The sequence below is a fragment of the Neptuniibacter sp. 2_MG-2023 genome (assembly GCF_030547495.1).
Classification (GTDB): domain Bacteria; phylum Pseudomonadota; class Gammaproteobacteria; order Pseudomonadales; family Balneatricaceae; genus Neptuniibacter.
The window spans coordinates 245,427-263,387 of sequence record NZ_JAUOQC010000004.1 but is presented as its reverse complement, the minus strand read 5'-3'; the positions used below and the strand labels follow the sequence as shown (position 1 = coordinate 263,387).

At 44.6% G+C, this 17,961-nt stretch carries 6 protein-coding genes and 1 tRNA gene; 5 read left to right on the top strand and 2 right to left on the bottom strand.

Annotated features, from left to right (window positions below; all coding sequences use genetic code 11):
- Positions 1 to 76 (bottom strand) — tRNA-Asn (locus tag Q4486_RS06230).
- 323 nt (positions 77 to 399) lie between these two features.
- On the opposite strand from Q4486_RS06230, the gene Q4486_RS06225 reads away from it, so the two are divergent.
- The 4 genes from Q4486_RS06225 to Q4486_RS06210 all read left to right on the top strand — a co-directional run bounded on the left by Q4486_RS06225 (position 400) and on the right by Q4486_RS06210 (position 16,632).
- Complete coding sequence (locus Q4486_RS06225) at positions 400 to 10,857, top strand: retention module-containing protein (RefSeq protein WP_303518787.1); 10,458 nt, start codon at positions 400 to 402, stop codon at positions 10,855 to 10,857.
- A 186-nt stretch (positions 10,858 to 11,043) separates the two neighbouring features.
- The gene (locus Q4486_RS06220) at positions 11,044 to 12,477 is read left to right on the top strand and encodes a Wadjet anti-phage system protein JetA family protein (protein WP_303518785.1); all 1,434 of its coding nucleotides are present in this window, start codon (positions 11,044 to 11,046) and stop codon (positions 12,475 to 12,477) included.
- On the top strand, positions 12,467 to 13,204 hold the full coding sequence (locus tag Q4486_RS06215; protein ID WP_303416896.1) for a DUF4194 domain-containing protein: 738 nt from the start codon (positions 12,467 to 12,469) through the stop codon (positions 13,202 to 13,204). Before Q4486_RS06220 ends, Q4486_RS06215 begins: the two co-directional genes overlap by 11 nt.
- On the top strand, positions 13,201 to 16,632 hold the full coding sequence (locus Q4486_RS06210) for an SbcC/MukB-like Walker B domain-containing protein (protein WP_303416894.1): 3,432 nt from the start codon (positions 13,201 to 13,203) through the stop codon (positions 16,630 to 16,632). The genes Q4486_RS06215 and Q4486_RS06210 overlap by 4 nt, the downstream gene beginning before the upstream one ends.
- 72 nt (positions 16,633 to 16,704) lie before the next feature.
- Here the strand turns inward: Q4486_RS06210 and Q4486_RS06205 are convergent, their stop codons facing one another.
- Entirely contained in the window at positions 16,705 to 17,376 is a 672-nt protein-coding gene (locus Q4486_RS06205; RefSeq protein ID WP_303416892.1) for a hypothetical protein, read from the bottom strand.
- 183 nt (positions 17,377 to 17,559) lie between these two features.
- Here Q4486_RS06205 and Q4486_RS06200 point away from each other — a divergent pair, with 183 nt between their 5' ends.
- Positions 17,560 to 17,925, top strand: a complete 366-nt coding sequence (locus Q4486_RS06200) for a hypothetical protein (RefSeq protein WP_303416890.1) — start codon at positions 17,560 to 17,562, stop codon at positions 17,923 to 17,925.
- Positions 17,926 to 17,961: the final 36 nt, after the last annotated feature.

Below are 17,961 nucleotides of genomic sequence, written 5' to 3'. Positions count from 1 at the left end.
TGGCTCCCTGAGCTGGACTCGAACCAGCGACCAATAGATTAACAGTCTACTGCTCTACCAACTGAGCTATCAGGGATCTGTACCTCGAAAGTGCGGCGTATCTTAATGACGCAGCTGCAGATCGTCAAGAGATTTTTGCCAATTTTTTAAAAGATTGGCTGGGTTGGTTGATAGTTAAACAGTAGTTTTAATAATTGGTTGTTTGTTGTTCAGGGGGTTGTGCTTTTATGTGTTTTTTATTGGGCTAAGTCTACGGAGGTGTTTTTGCTATCTATATAAAAAATATATAAAAAAATCTCAAGAATTGAGCCCACCTGTACCTCGGTACAATAGTTTTTATTGTGCTTTATAACTATAAAGGTGTAATCACCCAAAGGTTTTTAAAGGATTTTATTAGATATGAGTGTTATAGGTACGGTTTCACACTTAATTGGTCGCGCAGTTGCAATTCAATCCGATGGTTCTGAGCGCATTTTGACGCTGGGCGATGAGGTTCATGCAGATGAGCTTATTCGTGTTACACCTGATGCATCTATAGAAATTGCTATGGATAATGGTGACCTAGTCAAATTAGATGGCGGCCAGAATTGGTTGGCGAGTAGTGAAACATATCTAGAGTCTGATAATTTTGATACGAGCGAAGCTACTGCTGATGCCGAATCGATTCAAGCAGCTATTTTAGCAGGTGCCGACCCTACTGATGTTGCAGAAGAAACCGCTGCTGGTGGTGAGCAGGGTGCTGAAGGTAACGAAGGCTCTACTACAGTCAATATCCTACGTACAGCGGAAGAAATTGATCCAAATGCTGGTTATGAAACTACAGGTTTTGGTCAGGGTGATACTGATAGACCTCTATATGAAGGCGATGAGATCGCTTTGGTTCAGCCTGTTATCAGCATCAACGGTCCTAGTACAGTAGTTGAGGGTGAAATCGCTACTTATACTATTACAGTAAGTCGGCCTGTATTAACTGATATGACAATCAGTGTTGTTACGGGTCATGTGACCACAGAAGATGGTGATTTAGTCCCTCTAAATATGGATGTGACAATCCCAGCAGGCCAAAGCTCCGTCTCTTTTGACGTTCAAACGAATGATGATTACTTTGCCGATAGTGGTGAGCAGTACAATGTTTCTTTTGACAGCGTTGTGGGCGGCGGTTTTGAAAATATAGAATTTGATGCCAGCGCTGTTACGACAACAATTTTGGATCAGGTCGGCAGTGATAACCCTCCAGGGGATGAAGATACAGTTGTATTAGATATTGATGGGCCGACAACGGTCGTTGAAGGTGAGGTGGCAACATATACGGTTACGGTAAGTAATCCACCGTTAACAGATCTCGTTATAAGTGTAGTTACTGGGCATATCACTACAGATAACGGTGATTTAGTTCCTGTTAATACAAATGTCATCATTGCTGCAGGTACTATATCTACAACATTTGATGTAGTGACTACAGATGACTCATATGCCGATAATGGTGAGCAGTTCACTGTAAGTATTACGGGTAGCACTGGGGGCGGTTATGAAAATTTAGTTGTAGGTGATGGAAGTATTACTACTACAATTGAAGACCAGGTCGGCTCTGATAATCCTCCAGGTGACGAAGATACTGCGACTATTTCGCTTACAGGCCCTTCTACTGTTATTGAAGGAAATACTACAACACCTTATACCATTAGTGTTGATCAGCCAGCGGCCAGTGTAACCACACCGATCACCGTAACCTTCACGTACAGCGGTGTTGCGAAAGATGGCGAAGACTTTACCGGCCAAGCTAGCGTTGAGATCTCAGCAGGTAGCAACAGCAACACCTTCACGATCGATACCTTAGATGATGTGTTGGCGGAAGGCGCTGAGAGCTTCACCATTACGATCGATACCATCACCGATACCAACTTTGAACATGTTGTTGTGGATGCGAGCAACGGCAGTGTTGAAACGCAGATCACCGATGACACGGATCCAAATACCACTGAGCCAGATACAGAAACGGCTTATGTCTCTATTGCAGGGCCTAGCAGTGTTGTTGAAGGCGATACCACTACGCCGTATACCGTCAGTGTTGATCAGCCAGCAGGCGATGTTACTACACCGATCACCGTAACCTTCACGTACAGCGGTGTTGCGAAAGATGGTGAAGACTTCACCGGTCAGGCTAGCGTTGAGATCCCTGCAGGTAGCAACAGCAACACCTTCACGATCGATACCTTAGATGATGTGTTGGCCGAAGGCGCTGAGAGCTTCACCATTACGATCGATACCATTACCGATACTAACTTCGAGCATATTGCTGAAGATGCGACTAACGGTAGTGTTGAAACGCAGATTTTGGATGATGCCGATCCAACCACGACCGAACCAGATACTGAAACGGCGACCGTTTCACTGATAGGCCCATCAAGTGTTGTTGAAGGCGATACCACTACGCCATATACCGTAGCTGTAGATCAGCCAGCGGGCGATGTAACGACCCCGATCACCGTAACCTTCACCTACAGCGGTGTTGCGAAAGATGGTCAAGACTTCACAGGTGTTGGAACGATTGATATCCCAGCGGGCAGCAACTCAAATACCTTTACGATCGGTACTTTGGATGATGCCCTAGCAGAAGGTGCAGAGAGCTTCACCATTACGATCGATAGCATTACGGATACGAACTTCGAGCATATTGCTGGAAATGCGACCAATAGTAGTGTTGAGACCACCATTATTGATAATGACACCGCGACAGTCTCCCTAACAGGCCCGTCAAGTGTTATTGAAGGCAATATCACTACGCCGTATACCGTCAGCGTTGATCAGCCAGCGGATAGTGTAACTACACCGATCACTGTAACCTTCACGTACAGTGGTGTTGCGAAAGATGGTGAAGACTTCACCGGCCAAGCTAGCGTTCAGATCCCAGCGGGTAGCAACAGCAACACCTTCACGATCGATACCTTAGATGATGTATTGGCGGAAGGTGCTGAGAGCTTCACCATTGCGATCGACAGCATCACGGATACCAACTATCCAACGATCGGCGCTGATGCGACCAATAACAGTGTTGAAACGCAGATCACCGATGATACGGATCCCAATACCACTGAACCGGATACTGAAACAGCGACGGTTTCACTTACCGGTCCAACAACGGTAATTGAAGGTAATACGACAACACCTTATACCATCAGTGTTGATCAGCCAGCAGGCGATGTTACTACACCGATCACCGTAACCTTCACGTACAGTGGTGTTGCGAAAGATGGTCAAGACTTCACAGGCCAAGCTAGCGTTCAGATCCCAGCGGGTAGCAACAGCAACACCTTCACGATCGATACCTTAGATGATGTATTGGCCGAAGGTGCAGAGAGCTTCACCATTGCGATCGATACCATTACGGATACGAACTTCGAGCATATTGCTGAAGATGCGACCAACAACAGTGTTGAAACGCAGATCACTGATGACACGGATCCCAATACCACTGAGCCAGATACAGAAACGGCTTATGTCTCTATTGCAGGGCCTAGCAGTGTTGTTGAAGGCGATACCACTACGCCGTATACCGTCAGTGTTGATCAGCCAGCAGGCGATGTCACTACACCGATCAGCGTAACCTTCACGTACAGTGGTGTTGCGAAAGATGGCGAAGACTTTACCGGCCAAGCTAGCGTTGAGATCCCAGCGGGTAGCAACAGCAACACCTTCACGATCGATACCTTAGATGATGTGTTGGCGGAAGGTGCTGAGAGCTTCACCATTACGATCGATACCATTACCGATACCAACTTCGAGCATATTGCTGAAGATGCGACCAACAACAGTGTTGAAACGCAGATCACTGATGACACGGATCCAAATACGACGGAACCGGATACTGAAACAGCCACTGTTTCACTTACCGGCCCAGCAACGGTGATTGAAGGCGATATTACAGCGCCGTATACCATCAGCGTTGATCAGCCAGCGGGCGATGTTACTACACCAATCACCGTAACCTTCACCTACAGTGGTGTTGCGAAAGATGGTGAAGACTTCACCGGCCAAGCTAGCGTTGAGATCCCTGCAGGTAGCAATAGCAACACCTTTACTATCGCGACCTTAGATGATGTGTTGGCGGAAGGTGCTGAGAGCTTCACCATTACGATCGATACCATTACCGATACTAACTTCGAGCACATTGCTGAAGATGCGACCAACAACAGTGTTGAAACGCAGATCACCGATGACACGGATCCAAATACGACGGAACCGGATACTGAAACGGCTTACGTCTCTATTACAGGCCCAAGCAGTGTTGTAGAAGGTAATACCACCACGCCATATACCGTAGCTGTAGATCAGCCAGCGGGCGATGTAACGACCCCGATCACTGTGACCTTCACCTACAGCGGTGTTGCCGTTGATGGAACGGACTTCACCGGTGTCGGAACGATTGATATCCCAGCGGGCAGCAACTCAAATACCTTTACGATCGGTACGTTGGATGATGCCCTAGCAGAAGGTGCTGAGAGCTTCACTATTACGATCGATAGCATTACGGATACGAACTTCGAGCATATTGCTGAAGATGCGACCAGCAACAGTGTTGAGACCACCATTATTGATAATGATGGCGCAACCGTGTCGTTAACCGGTCCATCGTCTGTTATCGAAGGGGATACCACCACGCCGTATACCGTAGCTGTTGATCAGCCAGCGGCCAGCGTAACGACCCCGATTACCGTGACCTTTACCTACAGCGGTGTTGCGGTGGATGGAACAGACTTCACGGGTGTTGCGAGTGTTGATATCCCAGCGGGAAGCAACTCGAATACGTTTACCATCGATACCTTAGATGATGTGTTGGCCGAAGGTGCCGAGAGCTTCACCATTGCGATCGACAGCATCACGGATGCCAACTATCCAACGATCGGCGCTGATGCGACCAATAACAGTGTTGAAACGCAGATCACCGATGACACGGATCCGAATACAACAGAACCGGATACTGAAACCGCGTATATTTCCCTAACGGGCCCAGCGTCTGTTATCGAAGGCAATACAACAACGCCTTATACCATCAGTGTTGATCAGCCTGCAGCGGATGTAACGACCCCGATCACTGTGACCTTCACCTACAGCGGTGTAGCCGTTGATGGAACAGACTTCACCGGCCAAGCTAGCGTTCAGATCCCAGCAGGTAGCAACAGCAACACCTTCACGATCGATACCTTAGATGATGTATTGGCGGAAGGTACAGAGAGCTTCACCATTGCGATCGATACCATTACCGATACTAACTTCGAGCATATTGCTGAAGATGCGACCAACAACAGTGTTGAAACGCAGATCACTGATGACACAGATCCAAATACGACGGAACCGGATACTGAAACAGCCACTGTTTCACTGACTGGCCCAACGTCTGTTATCGAAGGTAATACAACGACACCGTACACGGTCGCTGTAGATCAGCCTGCCGCGGATGTCACTACACCGATCACCGTAACCTTCACGTACAGCGGTGTTGCGAAAGATGGCGAAGACTTCACCGGCCAAGCTAGCGTTGAGATCCCAGCGGGTAGCAACTCAAACACGTTCACGATCGATACCTTAGATGATGTGTTGGCGGAAGGTGCTGAGAGCTTCACCATTACGATCGATACCATTACCGATACTAACTTCGAGCATATTGCTGAAGATGCGACCAACAACAGTGTTGAAACGCAGATCACCGATGACACGGATCCAAATACGACAGAACCGGATACTGAAACAGCCACTGTTTCACTTACCGGCCCAGCAACGGTGATTGAAGGCGATATTACAACGCCGTATACCATCAGCGTTGATCAGCCAGCAGGCGATGTTACTACACCAATCACCGTAACCTTCACCTACAGTGGTGTTGCCATTGATGGCACAGACTTCACGGGTGTTGCGAGTGTTGATATCCCAGCGGGTAGCAACTCAAACACGTTCACCATCGATACCTTAGATGATGTATTGGCCGAAGGTGCAGAGAGCTTCACTATTGCGATCGATACCATTACCGATACTAACTTCGAGCATATTGCTGAAGATGCGACCAACAACAGTGTTGAAACGCAGATCACCGATGACACGGATCCAAATACGACGGAACCGGATACTGAAACGGCTTATGTCTCTATTGCAGGGCCTGGTAGTGTTGTTGAAGGTAATACCACTACGCCGTATACCGTCAGCGTTGACCAGCCAGCAGGCGATGTCACTACACCAATCACCGTAACCTTCACCTACACGGGTGTTGCGAAAGATGGTCAAGACTTCACAGGTCAAGGTTCAATTCAGATCCCAGCAGGTAGCAACTCAAATACCTTTACGATCGGTACCTTGGATGATGCCCTAGCAGAAGGTGCTGAGAGCTTCACTATTACGATCGATAGCATCACCGATACTAACTTCGAGCATATTGCTGAAGATGCGACCAGCAACAGTGTTGAGACCACCATTATTGATAATGATGGCGCAACCGTGTCGTTAACCGGTCCATCGTCTGTTATCGAAGGGGATACCACCACGCCGTATACCGTAGCTGTTGATCAGCCAGCGGCCAGCGTAACGACCCCGATTACCGTGACCTTTACCTACAGCGGTGTTGCCGTTGATGGAACAGACTTCACCGGTGTTGCCAGTGTTGATATTCCAGCGGGTAGCAACTCGAATACGTTTACCATCGATACCTTAGATGATGTATTGGCCGAAGGTGCAGAGAGCTTCACCATTGCGATCGACAGCATCACGGATACCAACTATCCAACGATCGGCGCTGATGCGACCAATAACAGTGTTGAAACGCAGATCACCGATGACACGGATCCCAATACGACTGAACCGGATACGGAAACCGCGTATATCTCCCTAACGGGCCCAGCGTCTGTTATCGAAGGCGATACAACAACGCCTTATACCATCAGTGTTGATCAGCCTGCAGCGGATGTAACGACCCCGATCACTGTGACTTTCACCTACAGCGGTGTAGCCGTTGATGGAACAGACTTCACCGGCCAAGCTAGCGTTCAGATCCCAGCAGGTAGCAACTCAAACACGTTCACGATCGATACCTTAGATGATGTGTTAGCGGAAGGTGCAGAGAGCTTCACTATTGCGATCGATACCATTACCGATACTAACTTCGAGCATATTGCTGAAGATGCGACCAATAACAGTGTTGAAACGCAGATCACTGATAATGATCACGTACCTGTAGCTGTTGATGATCCAGAGGGCGTTCCAATTTCGGGTGGTCTTGCATCTGAGTATTATGGTTATCGCGAAGGTATTGATGGTGGCAACTTAGCAACTCTGCAAGAAGTTAAAGATTATGTGGCTGCGAACGACGCTGAGATCACATTCACATCGACTCAAATTAACTATGGGTATACAGATACTAATAGTAATAATCGTTATGACACTGGTGAAGCAGAAGGCAACGGTGATCTTGCTGATGATGTTGCTGCATCGGGTGGTGTTCCGTCCAATCTTGAGTGGTTCTTGAAACAGGATGCCGCTTCGATCGAAGGTACTAGTACAGAAGAGGCTACAGACGGTGTGATTCATATGTCAGGGTTGATTGATATTCCTGCCGATGGCTCGTATACGTTTGATGTTCACCATGATGATGGGTTTGTAATCTATATTGATGGGGTTGATATTTTTGAATATGACACTATCACATCACCAACAGAATCAATTAAAACCGTTGATTTAACCGGCGGTCAGCATACCGTTGAGGTTTATTATTGGGATCAAGGTGGTCAGTATATATTTGACCTACAGCTACTTGATTCAAGTGATAACAATGTATGGGTAACGGAGAATCTATCTACACCAGTAAGCTCTCCTATCACTACTAATGAAGAGACCGCTGTTCTTATTGATTTAGATGATAATGATTTTGATGCTGATGGTGATTTGGATCCAGATTCCATTGTTATTCAGTCTAACCCCGGTAATGGCAGTGTTGTTGTAAATGGTGACGGTACAGTTACTTATACGCCGAACGCTAACTTTTATGGTGTAGATACCTTTACATACACTATTAAGGATTTGGCAGGCCATGAATCGAATGTAGCGACAGTGACTGTTGCTGTTAACCCTATCAATGATATACCTCAGCTTTCTGTTCAAGGACCGTTGAGCTTATCTGAAGAAGCTATCCCATCTATAGGGGTGCTTGAGGCTGATGATAATGGAGATACCGCTAGCGCTTCTGGTGTAATTACAATCGTCGATCCGGATAACTCCGACTTCGCTATTAGTTTGTCAGGCCCTACAGGGGTTACTTCTGATGGAAGTCCTGTGACTTGGACATGGGTTGCTGATACAGATGAGTCCAACTCAATACAAGGTGTTTTAACAGGTACTAGTAGTGCTGGCGTAGATGTAGCCACTGTAACTCTGAACGACACAGTAGATAATGGAAATGGAAACTATAGCGCTCAGTATGACGTTAATTTATTAGCAGGAATCGATCATGAGACTGCTAATGGTGAAAATAATGAGACACTAACATTTGAGGCAGCGGTATCTGATGGTTTATCAGCCCCTCAGTCTGTTAACTTAGTTGTTAATGTGGAAGATGATACGGTTAACGCGTTTGATATCACGCAAAGCTTGGTTGGTGAACAAGATACGATTACCACTAACTTGGTTCTTGTGTTAGACCGTTCAGGTAGTATGGCTGATGATTTTTATAATGACGGTTTATATTACTTAGAGATTGCCCGTGACGCCTTAAAACAGCTGATTGATTCTGCTGATGGGGCAGGAAATGTCAATGTCATGATTGTGGATTTCTCGAGTAATACGGATAGTAGTGGCTGGGTTGTTGATGATGTTGCAGCCGCTTATGAGTATTTAGACAATATTATTGCAAATGGCGGCACTGAGTACGATACCGCGTTAAATTCAGTAATGTCTGAATACCAGTTAACTACACCGCCACCCGCTGATCAGACCTTTAGTTATTTTGTAACTGATGGTGTGCCTAACAATAGCCATAGCGTTGATAGCAGCGTCACTTATACGCCTGAGGGAAGCTCTTCATCGTTAAGTGGCCCAGAAGCTTGGGAAGCCTTCCTTGACGATAGCGGAATTACTGAGTCTTACGCGATCGGTATTGGTAACGTTTTAAGTAATAGTAGCAGTGCTATTAACCATCTAAACGATGTTGCCCATTCGGCTGATACTGCTTACGTAGATGCTAACGATAGCAATACAGCAGAAGAGAATACTATATTGCTCTCTGACCCTAATGATCTTGCCAATGCGCTCCTCGAAGCCTTTAGCAATGACTCGATAACAGGTACCGTTGAAAGTACCTTAGGGGCTGCGGGTAATAGTGGTTTCTTGCTTGGCGCTGATGGCGGGCAGGTTGTTTCTATTACGATTAACGATGTTAAATACAGCTATGATCCTGATACTGACGTTATGAGTGCCGACCCTGTGGTTAGCCTTACTGGCTTAGTGTCGGGCGCTAATAATGAGATCCTTACCGTTGAAACAGATATTGGTGGGGATATGATGTTGAACTTTATAACAGGTGAATATAGTTACAGTATTACTGTTACTACGGCCTTGTTAGGCTCGCAAGAGTTGTTTGATCTTCAGGCGATAGATAATGATGGTGATGAAGCTACACTTGCAATGAAGTTAGACCTTGATTTCACGGCGCAGCTTGATGCAAATCGTGACAATGTAATTACGAATGTCGCGGATGGCACCCCAGTAGTTATTCCCGAGATCGCTATCATACATAATGATCAAGAGGATGGCGGAGTTATTACGAGTGTTGATAATGCTCTTGGTGGGATTGTTAATGATGCGGGTGATATTATTTTCACTCGAGCTGAAGGGCTGTCTGAAAGTGACTTCTCTACCTCTACTGCAGCAGCTATTATTACTGAAGATGAATCAGCCAGTCCTAATAATACAATGGCGACAGCCGTTGATATGACGGATCGGAGCTTGTTTAGTTCGAATAACTCTAACTTGTCAGGATTAAATCAGTCGGGCTATGCAGCAGCCTTTATCGGTCAGCTAAGTTCTTCAAGCGATGAAGATTGGTTTGAGATTACCTTGGCTGAAGGGGAGAGCATCCACTTCGATATTGATAATGCTTCTATAAATACTAGTGTTAGTGTTTATGATGCACAGGGTAACTTTGTAACGACTATTAACGAAAATGGTAATAGTGCTTATGATGACTTTGATGCAGCCAGTGCCGGAAATTATTTTGTCAAAGTTGATAGTCCAAATAATGGTGTTGGTTCCTATGAGTTGTATATGGCTATTGATACATCTGATGCGGACTATACCGCTGCCTCATTCGAATACACATTAGGCTCATCAGGATCTGCGAATACAGATTCTACGATTGTTGATATCACTACAGTGTCAGGTAACTCACTGGTTGGAACAGAGTTCGATGATATCTTATTAGCAGGTACAGGCGATGACAGCTTGTCTGCTGGTGATGGAGATGATGTGCTTATTGGTGGCGAAGGTAATGACATTCTAACGGGTGGAGCAGGTGAAGACCTGTTTGTTTGGTCTAAATCTGATTTAGGTACAGGCACTAACCCAACAGTTGATCAGATTACTGATTTTAATACTGCAGAGAATGATGTAATCGACCTGTCTGATGTTCTATCTGATGGATCGCATACACTAGATGCCGTTATGAACTCTGGTCATTTGCAGCTAACTATTACTGACTCTTCCTCAAATGAGGTTGTGCAACGGGTGGATGTGAATAACTTATCCGTTAGTAATGATGCAGAAGCTCAGAATCTACTAACGACCTTGTTAACCAGTAACAATATTGATGATGGCATTGTTTAATTCAGTGCTAATCAAGTAAAATAAAAAGCACCCGAATCGGGTGCTTTTTTTTATCTAAAAATAATATTAATCAATAGGATAGCGTTTCTTCATTTTTGAACCCCTTTTACCCCTTATCCCTATGCGATTTTTCCGTTAGAATCGGTGGTTATTATTCAAAAAAATAACGCTGCGGATTAACGCTGAATGCTTTTTAATAAACTTCCTGATGATCTGTTCTTACCTTTGTCGGGTCAAAATCGGCAGGTATATCAGGCTGTACTCACCTCATTGGCTGATCTGTTCTTCGATGAAGACCTTGTAGACCCGTTTGTTCCTAAAGATTTAGTACGTTCGACTATTGAAGCTGCTGTAGTCAGGCTCGGTGTTAGACGTTGGGAGCCTGAAGAAGGGGATACCGAGGAGGAACAGCAAGAAGTACCTCGCTCAACGGCGGAATATACTAGCCGTATTTATCGCAGGCTAGTGTCCACCGGATGGTTGGAAGAGGAGCAGCGTATCTACCGTGTGTATGTCCTACTCTCTCCAGCAAATAGCTTTTTACTGCGTACTTTAGTTTCTATCGCTAACTTAGAGAAAAGAAGCTATGGCGGGGCCGTACTGAACGTCTTGAGCTCTTTAGAGTCTGCGGTTAATGACCCTGTTGGGCGTGGTATTACTCTATCTGAGGCTGCGCAGACCGCTGCTGATTTCAGTGCTCATTTAACGGATATGATGCTTGGGTTGCGCGAACTGAAGATTAATTTGTCGCTCACTAATAACCCGCAAGAGATTGTGCGTAACTTTTTTGATCGATTTGTAGAGCATATACTGGTTTCTGACTACAAAACTTTAAAGACAAAAAACAATCCGTTCCGCTTCCGTCAGCAAATTTTATCTCTGTTGAGAGAGCTACAGTTCGATACCATTAAATTACAACAACTGATTATGCACTATCAGCAGCAGTTTGAAGTGGATATTCATGACGCTGAAGCGCGTGTGCATCAACATATTAATCGTATTATCCGTATTTTTGATTCGGTTGATCAACGCTTGGCCACAATTGATGATTTTCGTTACCGTCTGGAAAAACGGGTTTCGGATACCGTGCGTTATATGGATAAAACGACACCTGGGATGGCTTCGCGGTTGTCCCGTGTTATTGCAGATATAGCGCAAAAAGATGGTCGTGAGATACCTAGGATCAAGAGTTTAGAAACGGTTGGTTTTCTGGCCCCTGGCAGTGTACGTGCGCCGATTAAACGTCGTGTCGCTGCTGAACCACGGGTGATTACAAAGCAAGAGATTGATCCTAAAGTTTTATATTTACGTCAGCTCTTTAAAGAATATAAGGAGCGTCGAGAAGTTAAAATTGATCGCGTCGAAGCTTATCTTGAACGTCATCTGATTGGACGAGATAAGGCAGCTGCGAAAGATTTTGAAATTGATTCCATAGAAGATTACATCTGTTTTAGTTACATCAGACATATGAAGTCCATGGGCAAAAAAGCGAGAAAAACCAGCGATCGTTACGATATTAGTTTTAACGAAAACTACGTTAACGTTGCCGATATGGTTGAGTGTCGGGACTTTTGCATAACAAGAAAAGAGCATTCAAAGGACGTTTTAAATGCTAGGTGATCTGCAGAAAATTATTGGTCGTAGCGATCAATACCAAGCGAGTGATTTCAGCCGTGCGGCGAATCAACTGCTGACAAATCAGTTCCTTTATGCGGAACGTCCAGGGCATAGAGAAAGCTATTTCTTAGTCTCTTCACATGTGGATTACTTTACCAATCTTTTTGAAGCGATTGGTTGGAGCTTTGTCCATCAACCGGACGAAGCCTATATGGGGATTTTACCTAAAGGCGAAGAGCGCTTTATGCGGTTACGTCTTGATGAATCTTTATTACTGTTATGTATTCGTCAGCAATATGAACAACGTTTAGAGAATTTCGAGGTCGAAGGTGGACAAGCTTATACCAGCACAGATGAGTTATTGACGCTGTATGAGAACCTGACGCGTAAAGAGATTCCAAACGAAACACGATTAAAAGAAATATTGTCTTTATTCTCTCGTCATGGGGTCATTGAACGTGGCAAGCCGGATGAGATGGAACCTAAGAATATTCCATTGAAGATTAATCCAGTTATTCGTCAAGTAGTAGTAGAAGACTTTATCCGTCAGTTAGAAGGTCTCTGTGATCAAGATGAACAGGATATAGACGCAGATTCTATTACCGACGAACAGGATGAGTCTGATAAGGCCGAAGCGATTGATGAAGTTGAAGCATCAACAACCTCAGCTGAACCGGAAGAAGCGATGACTGAACAAAGCAGCATGGATGACGAGGTAACAACACCATGAAGCAGCTAAACCGTATTATCATGGTTAACTGGTATGTGTTAGGTGCAGTTGAAATACCGATTAAAGGTAATGTTGCTGTTGTTGGACCAAACGGCTCCGGTAAATCGTCACTTTTGGATGCAATTCAAACTGTATTGATGGGTGGTAATAAACGGCATTTAAGTTTCAACGCTTCTGCTGGGGAGAAAAGTGAACGTAGTCTTAGAACTTACTGTTTAGGTTTTTTAGATGATGATGGCAAGAAAAACACGGCCCGTCAGGATTCGCTTTGTTATTTAGCACTGAGCTTTTTCGATACAGAAACGGCTAAAGAAACAACCGTAGGGCTTGCGATTAGCGCCTCTACGGCTGCGGCGGATGAAGATATATTAGGGCGTTTTATTTTACCGGACTGCGCTGTATCGCTAGATGATTTCACTGAAAAAACAAGTGAAGGGCGTTTACCTAAATCCTGGGAGCATGTGCGCGGACATCTATTAAAACAGTGCCCGGAGATGATCCTAGAGAAGCGCTCTAGTCGGTTTGTCAGGGAGTTAGTAACACATTTAAGTTACGACCCAGAGATGCCGAATGATGATGATAAATTCGTTAAAAACTTTAAGAACGCACTAAAGTTCGTCCCAATCGATAGCCCTACACGCTTTATCCGTGAATTTGTACTTGATGAGAATATCGTACATGTAGGAGCGTTTCGTAAGTCTCTGGATGAATATAGAGCGATGGAGACGAAAACCCGCGAAGTTGCTAATCGTATTGGCGAGCTTGAAAAAGTTCAGGAGCTTTGTAGCGGTATCCAGCGTAATGTTAAAAATGCCCTCGAATATGAGTGGGTGGTACATGAAACGCGTTTTGAAAATGCAGACCTTAAAAAAGAGGATGCAGCTGAGCGTTTAGAGGATAATCAGGAAAAAGAAGTTGAGCTACAAAAAGAGCTTGAAAGTAAGAGTGATGAGCTTAACCAGATCATGCAGAATTTGGCTGATGCCCGAGCTGAATTAAATACCTCAGATTCTGCGCATAAAGTGAAAGCTCTCGAATCCTCCATCACTGCAAAAACCCATGAAGTTAATGTTGTGAAAGAGCGAATTCAGGCAGTCTATAGCTTGATGCGAACAACTGTTGGGTTTGCTGAAAATTCAGAACTATTACCCAATAAGTTCGTCCCCGTTGTGGAGCAGTGTGTTGCTCAATGGCGTTCAGGACAGGATATTATGGCGGACTTATGGCCACAGTCACCGGTTGAGGTTGATAATGTTCTGGATAACCTGAAGCAACAGATAGAGGGTGTTCGCCGTGAAGTATCTAGACGATATGAACACTCTGTCATTCGTATTAATGAGTTACGTTCAGATATTCAAAACCAGAAAAATGCGGTTGAGTCCCTGCGCCAAGGTCATGCACCTGTACGCCGAAATACGCGTGAGTTGATGGAACTGCTGCAGGAGTACGGTATTGAATCAACACCTATCTGTGAATTAGCAGATATCAACGACGATAAATGGCGTATTGCCATTGAGTCCTTCTTAGGTGCACGTCGAGAAGCGTTGATTGTTGATCCTGATCGGGTCAAAGAGGCGATTACGCTTTATCGCCGTAAAGGTCGTCATCTTAAAGGATGCCGAATTGTTAATACGACTAAATCAGGTGAATGGCTCAGCCGTTATAAAGCCGGATCTTTAGCGCACTTTATTGATACAGAGAACGATCATGCTCGGGCGTATATGAACCGTGCATTAGGCGGCGTTATGGCGGTTGAAACTGAAACCGAGCTGCTTCGCCATGAACGAGCCTTAACTTATGATTGCATGTTGCAAACAGAAGGCTCGACAACAGCGATCAATGAACAGCAGCCGATTATGGGTATCCGTCGTCGTTCTGATCAAGCCGCTTTGCAAGGTAAGCAAGTGGATCAATTGATTACTGAATTCTCTGAATTGGGTAAAAACCATGATGCGCTAGAAAAATTACGTGATGCGTTAATTACCCTAAATAACGGCTTAGATAATGTTAATGAGCGTGTATTCGATCTCGTGAATCAGCGTGAGCAGCTAACGACCGAGATCGATGGTCAGCGTCAAGCAATCACTGATCTACGTAATCAAGATGATACCGGTATTCAGCAGCGTATCGCTGATTGCGTTGCAGAGCAGAAAGAAACTGAACAGATGCAGCGTTCACTAATGGATAAGTTGCAGAAAGTACGTACCTCTATTATCAAAGATAATGCAACCTTAGAAGTACTTGATACTGAGTTAGAAGAACACGCAGTTGCCCGCACTAAGTGTGAGGCCAGTGAAGACTATGATGCACAATCAGCCCAAGAGAAACGTGACTATCTAGATGAAAGCTGTTCAGGTGAATTAGAGCGCATTATCTTTGAAGCGGCAAAGAAAGCTCAGTCTGAGCTCTCTCTGCATGAGAAAAAGAAAAATGCCGTACGTGATGGTGTTGCGCAATATAAAGCTAAATACCATGGTGGCGGTTTAAGTCATCAGCAGTTGGATAAAGTAACGCCGGACTCTAGTCATGAAGAATTAGCCGCGTTTGTGGATGAAACGGTGCAAGCACTTAAAGATTCTGAGTTGGCTAACTACAGTCAAAAAGCAGAGCGTGCTCGTTTAGAAGCTGAAACGGCTTTCCGTTCGGACTTTGTCGCCCATTTGAATGACCAAATAAATAAAATAAAAGATCTTATTCGTGAGTTAAATCAACATCTTAAAGGCCGTCCTTTCCATAAAGAGATGTATAGCTTTGAGATGATGCCTAACCCTGAACTGAAAGATATTCTGGAACTGGTAGAAGCCTATACGCAGATGGATTCTGCAAATGTTGGTTCACTGTTTGATCTTAAATTTGACAGTGATAAGCCTCATAAAGACGCGTTAGCGAAAATTCATGAAGTGTTAAAAGATGAAGGGGAGAGTAGCCTGTTACAAGACTACCGAAACTTCTATAACTTTGAGTTAGTCGTTAAAGACCTTGATGGTAATCGGAAAACAACATTAACTCAGCGTATAAAAACCGGTTCCGGTGGTGAGCATCAGGTACCGTTTTATGTGGCGATCGCAGCTGCACAAGGGGCGACTTACCGTCTGCGAGAAGGTAGTGACGGTCAACCTCTAGGTGGTATGAGTCTTTCAGTATTTGATGAAGCGTTTAATAAACTTGATTCAGAAAATACCGTAACTTCCCTTGGCTTTATGAGTGATTTAGGTCTGCAGACTATTATCGCAGCGCCGGATGAAAAGTACTCATTACTAAGTTCATGTATGGATACCATTATCAACGTTTGTCGTGATGGACGAGTGGTAGACTTAGATGTAGAGTTCCCTACTCAACGGGGACGGGAGCTTCTTAATTCAGATAACCCCTTGAAAATGATCGCTGACTTAGAGCCTGATGCTGCAATAGATTTGGTTGAGTCTTAGCCGCTAATGTAGTGAGCTAATGTAGATAAAAAAGGCGCTTTTGGCGCCTTTTTTATTATTGGAGATGGGCTGTTAATTTGTTTTTCGTTTAAGGCGAGGCGATGGCCAATGTAGTTGAGGGACTAAGCTAATGAATGATCGCTTTCCTCGAAAAATATGTAAGCGTCCAGCATGCATTTTCCCTATACAGCGTTCAGTGGGATCTAAAAGTATAAGTTTAAGCTCATTGATAGTTGGGGGCGAGAGGTTTGAAAGTGGCTTTTGTTCGTTTTTCAAATCAGAAAATTGCTGGTTACTGATCAACTGATTAAGTGTTATCGCATCCCAAATATCCGGTAAAGCCATTAAAGGCTCCAGCAGTCCTAAACGTGCGGGTGTTATTATGCCGCGCTCTCGACTGAAATATTTTCGGACGCTTAGGTCTGTGTGGACTTTTAATAATGAGTTGTCGCGAACATTACTACTAAAATCCATCTCTTCAAGGCCCAAAATAATTGTTTTGAGGTTCCAATTACAACCTTTAATTAACTGCCAAACAGGCTCCATACTAGTTCTTGAACCCAAGCTATATTTGATGGCATCGTGGGCTAAGGTCGTATTAGGTAAAAGAGTGATGATTAAAAAAGTGGATTGGAAGTCTAATAAGCATTCAGGCGTTTCAATAAAACAGTAGGGCGTTTCCCTACGACAGAAAGCCATCCATTCATCACGTGTGTTAAGTTGTTGAAGTACTGGGATAATCACTGTTAAAGCCTAAAACGAATGTTGTTTTCTATACGGGTCAAGAGTAGTAGGCTAAAAATCCACATCGACTGGGTGTAAACTCCGTCTCTTTGCCCCTAGAGGGAAATTTATGAGCTGTTATGATGGGTATAAAACCACAACCGTTTGTTACTGCGAGTATAACGAAAGCAAAGGATAAGAACCATGAAGTTGCTGAACCGTTCAGCGTTTGTTGTGCTACCGCGAGAACCCTTTGCAAATTGGACCAATAGTCTTGATGTGGATGCCGATGGTTTACATCAGTGCTTATCTCTAGAGGAGCAAAGGCGGGAAGGTACTGTATATCTTATCGCAGAGGTAAGCTCCGAAGCTGATTTTAGCAAAGCATTAGAAGCCCAGTGGTTGCAGATTTTTCAAAATGAACTCTCTGCGTGGGACGAATTAGGGGATTGTTGGCCCCATGAACTGACCTATGAATCATTTAAGCAATGGTTTGATGTTTATCCACAGATTATGGCGATAGATTTAAGTTCACAACCATTAATGATGGCGAATTTAGACGAACTTTAAGCGTTAACGTTTGTTTGATCTTTTTGGAGTATATAG

Coding starts and splice junctions, on each gene's coding strand:
- Q4486_RS06215 (WP_303416896.1), top strand. CDS start 12,467: ATGCTAGGTGATCTGCAGAAAATTATTGGTCGTAGCGATCAATACCAA.
- Q4486_RS06210 (WP_303416894.1), top strand. CDS start 13,201: ATGAAGCAGCTAAACCGTATTATCATGGTTAACTGGTATGTGTTAGGT.
- Q4486_RS06220 (WP_303518785.1), top strand. CDS start 11,044: ATGCTTTTTAATAAACTTCCTGATGATCTGTTCTTACCTTTGTCGGGT.
- Q4486_RS06200 (WP_303416890.1), top strand. CDS start 17,560: ATGAAGTTGCTGAACCGTTCAGCGTTTGTTGTGCTACCGCGAGAACCC.
- Q4486_RS06225 (WP_303518787.1), top strand. CDS start 400: ATGAGTGTTATAGGTACGGTTTCACACTTAATTGGTCGCGCAGTTGCA.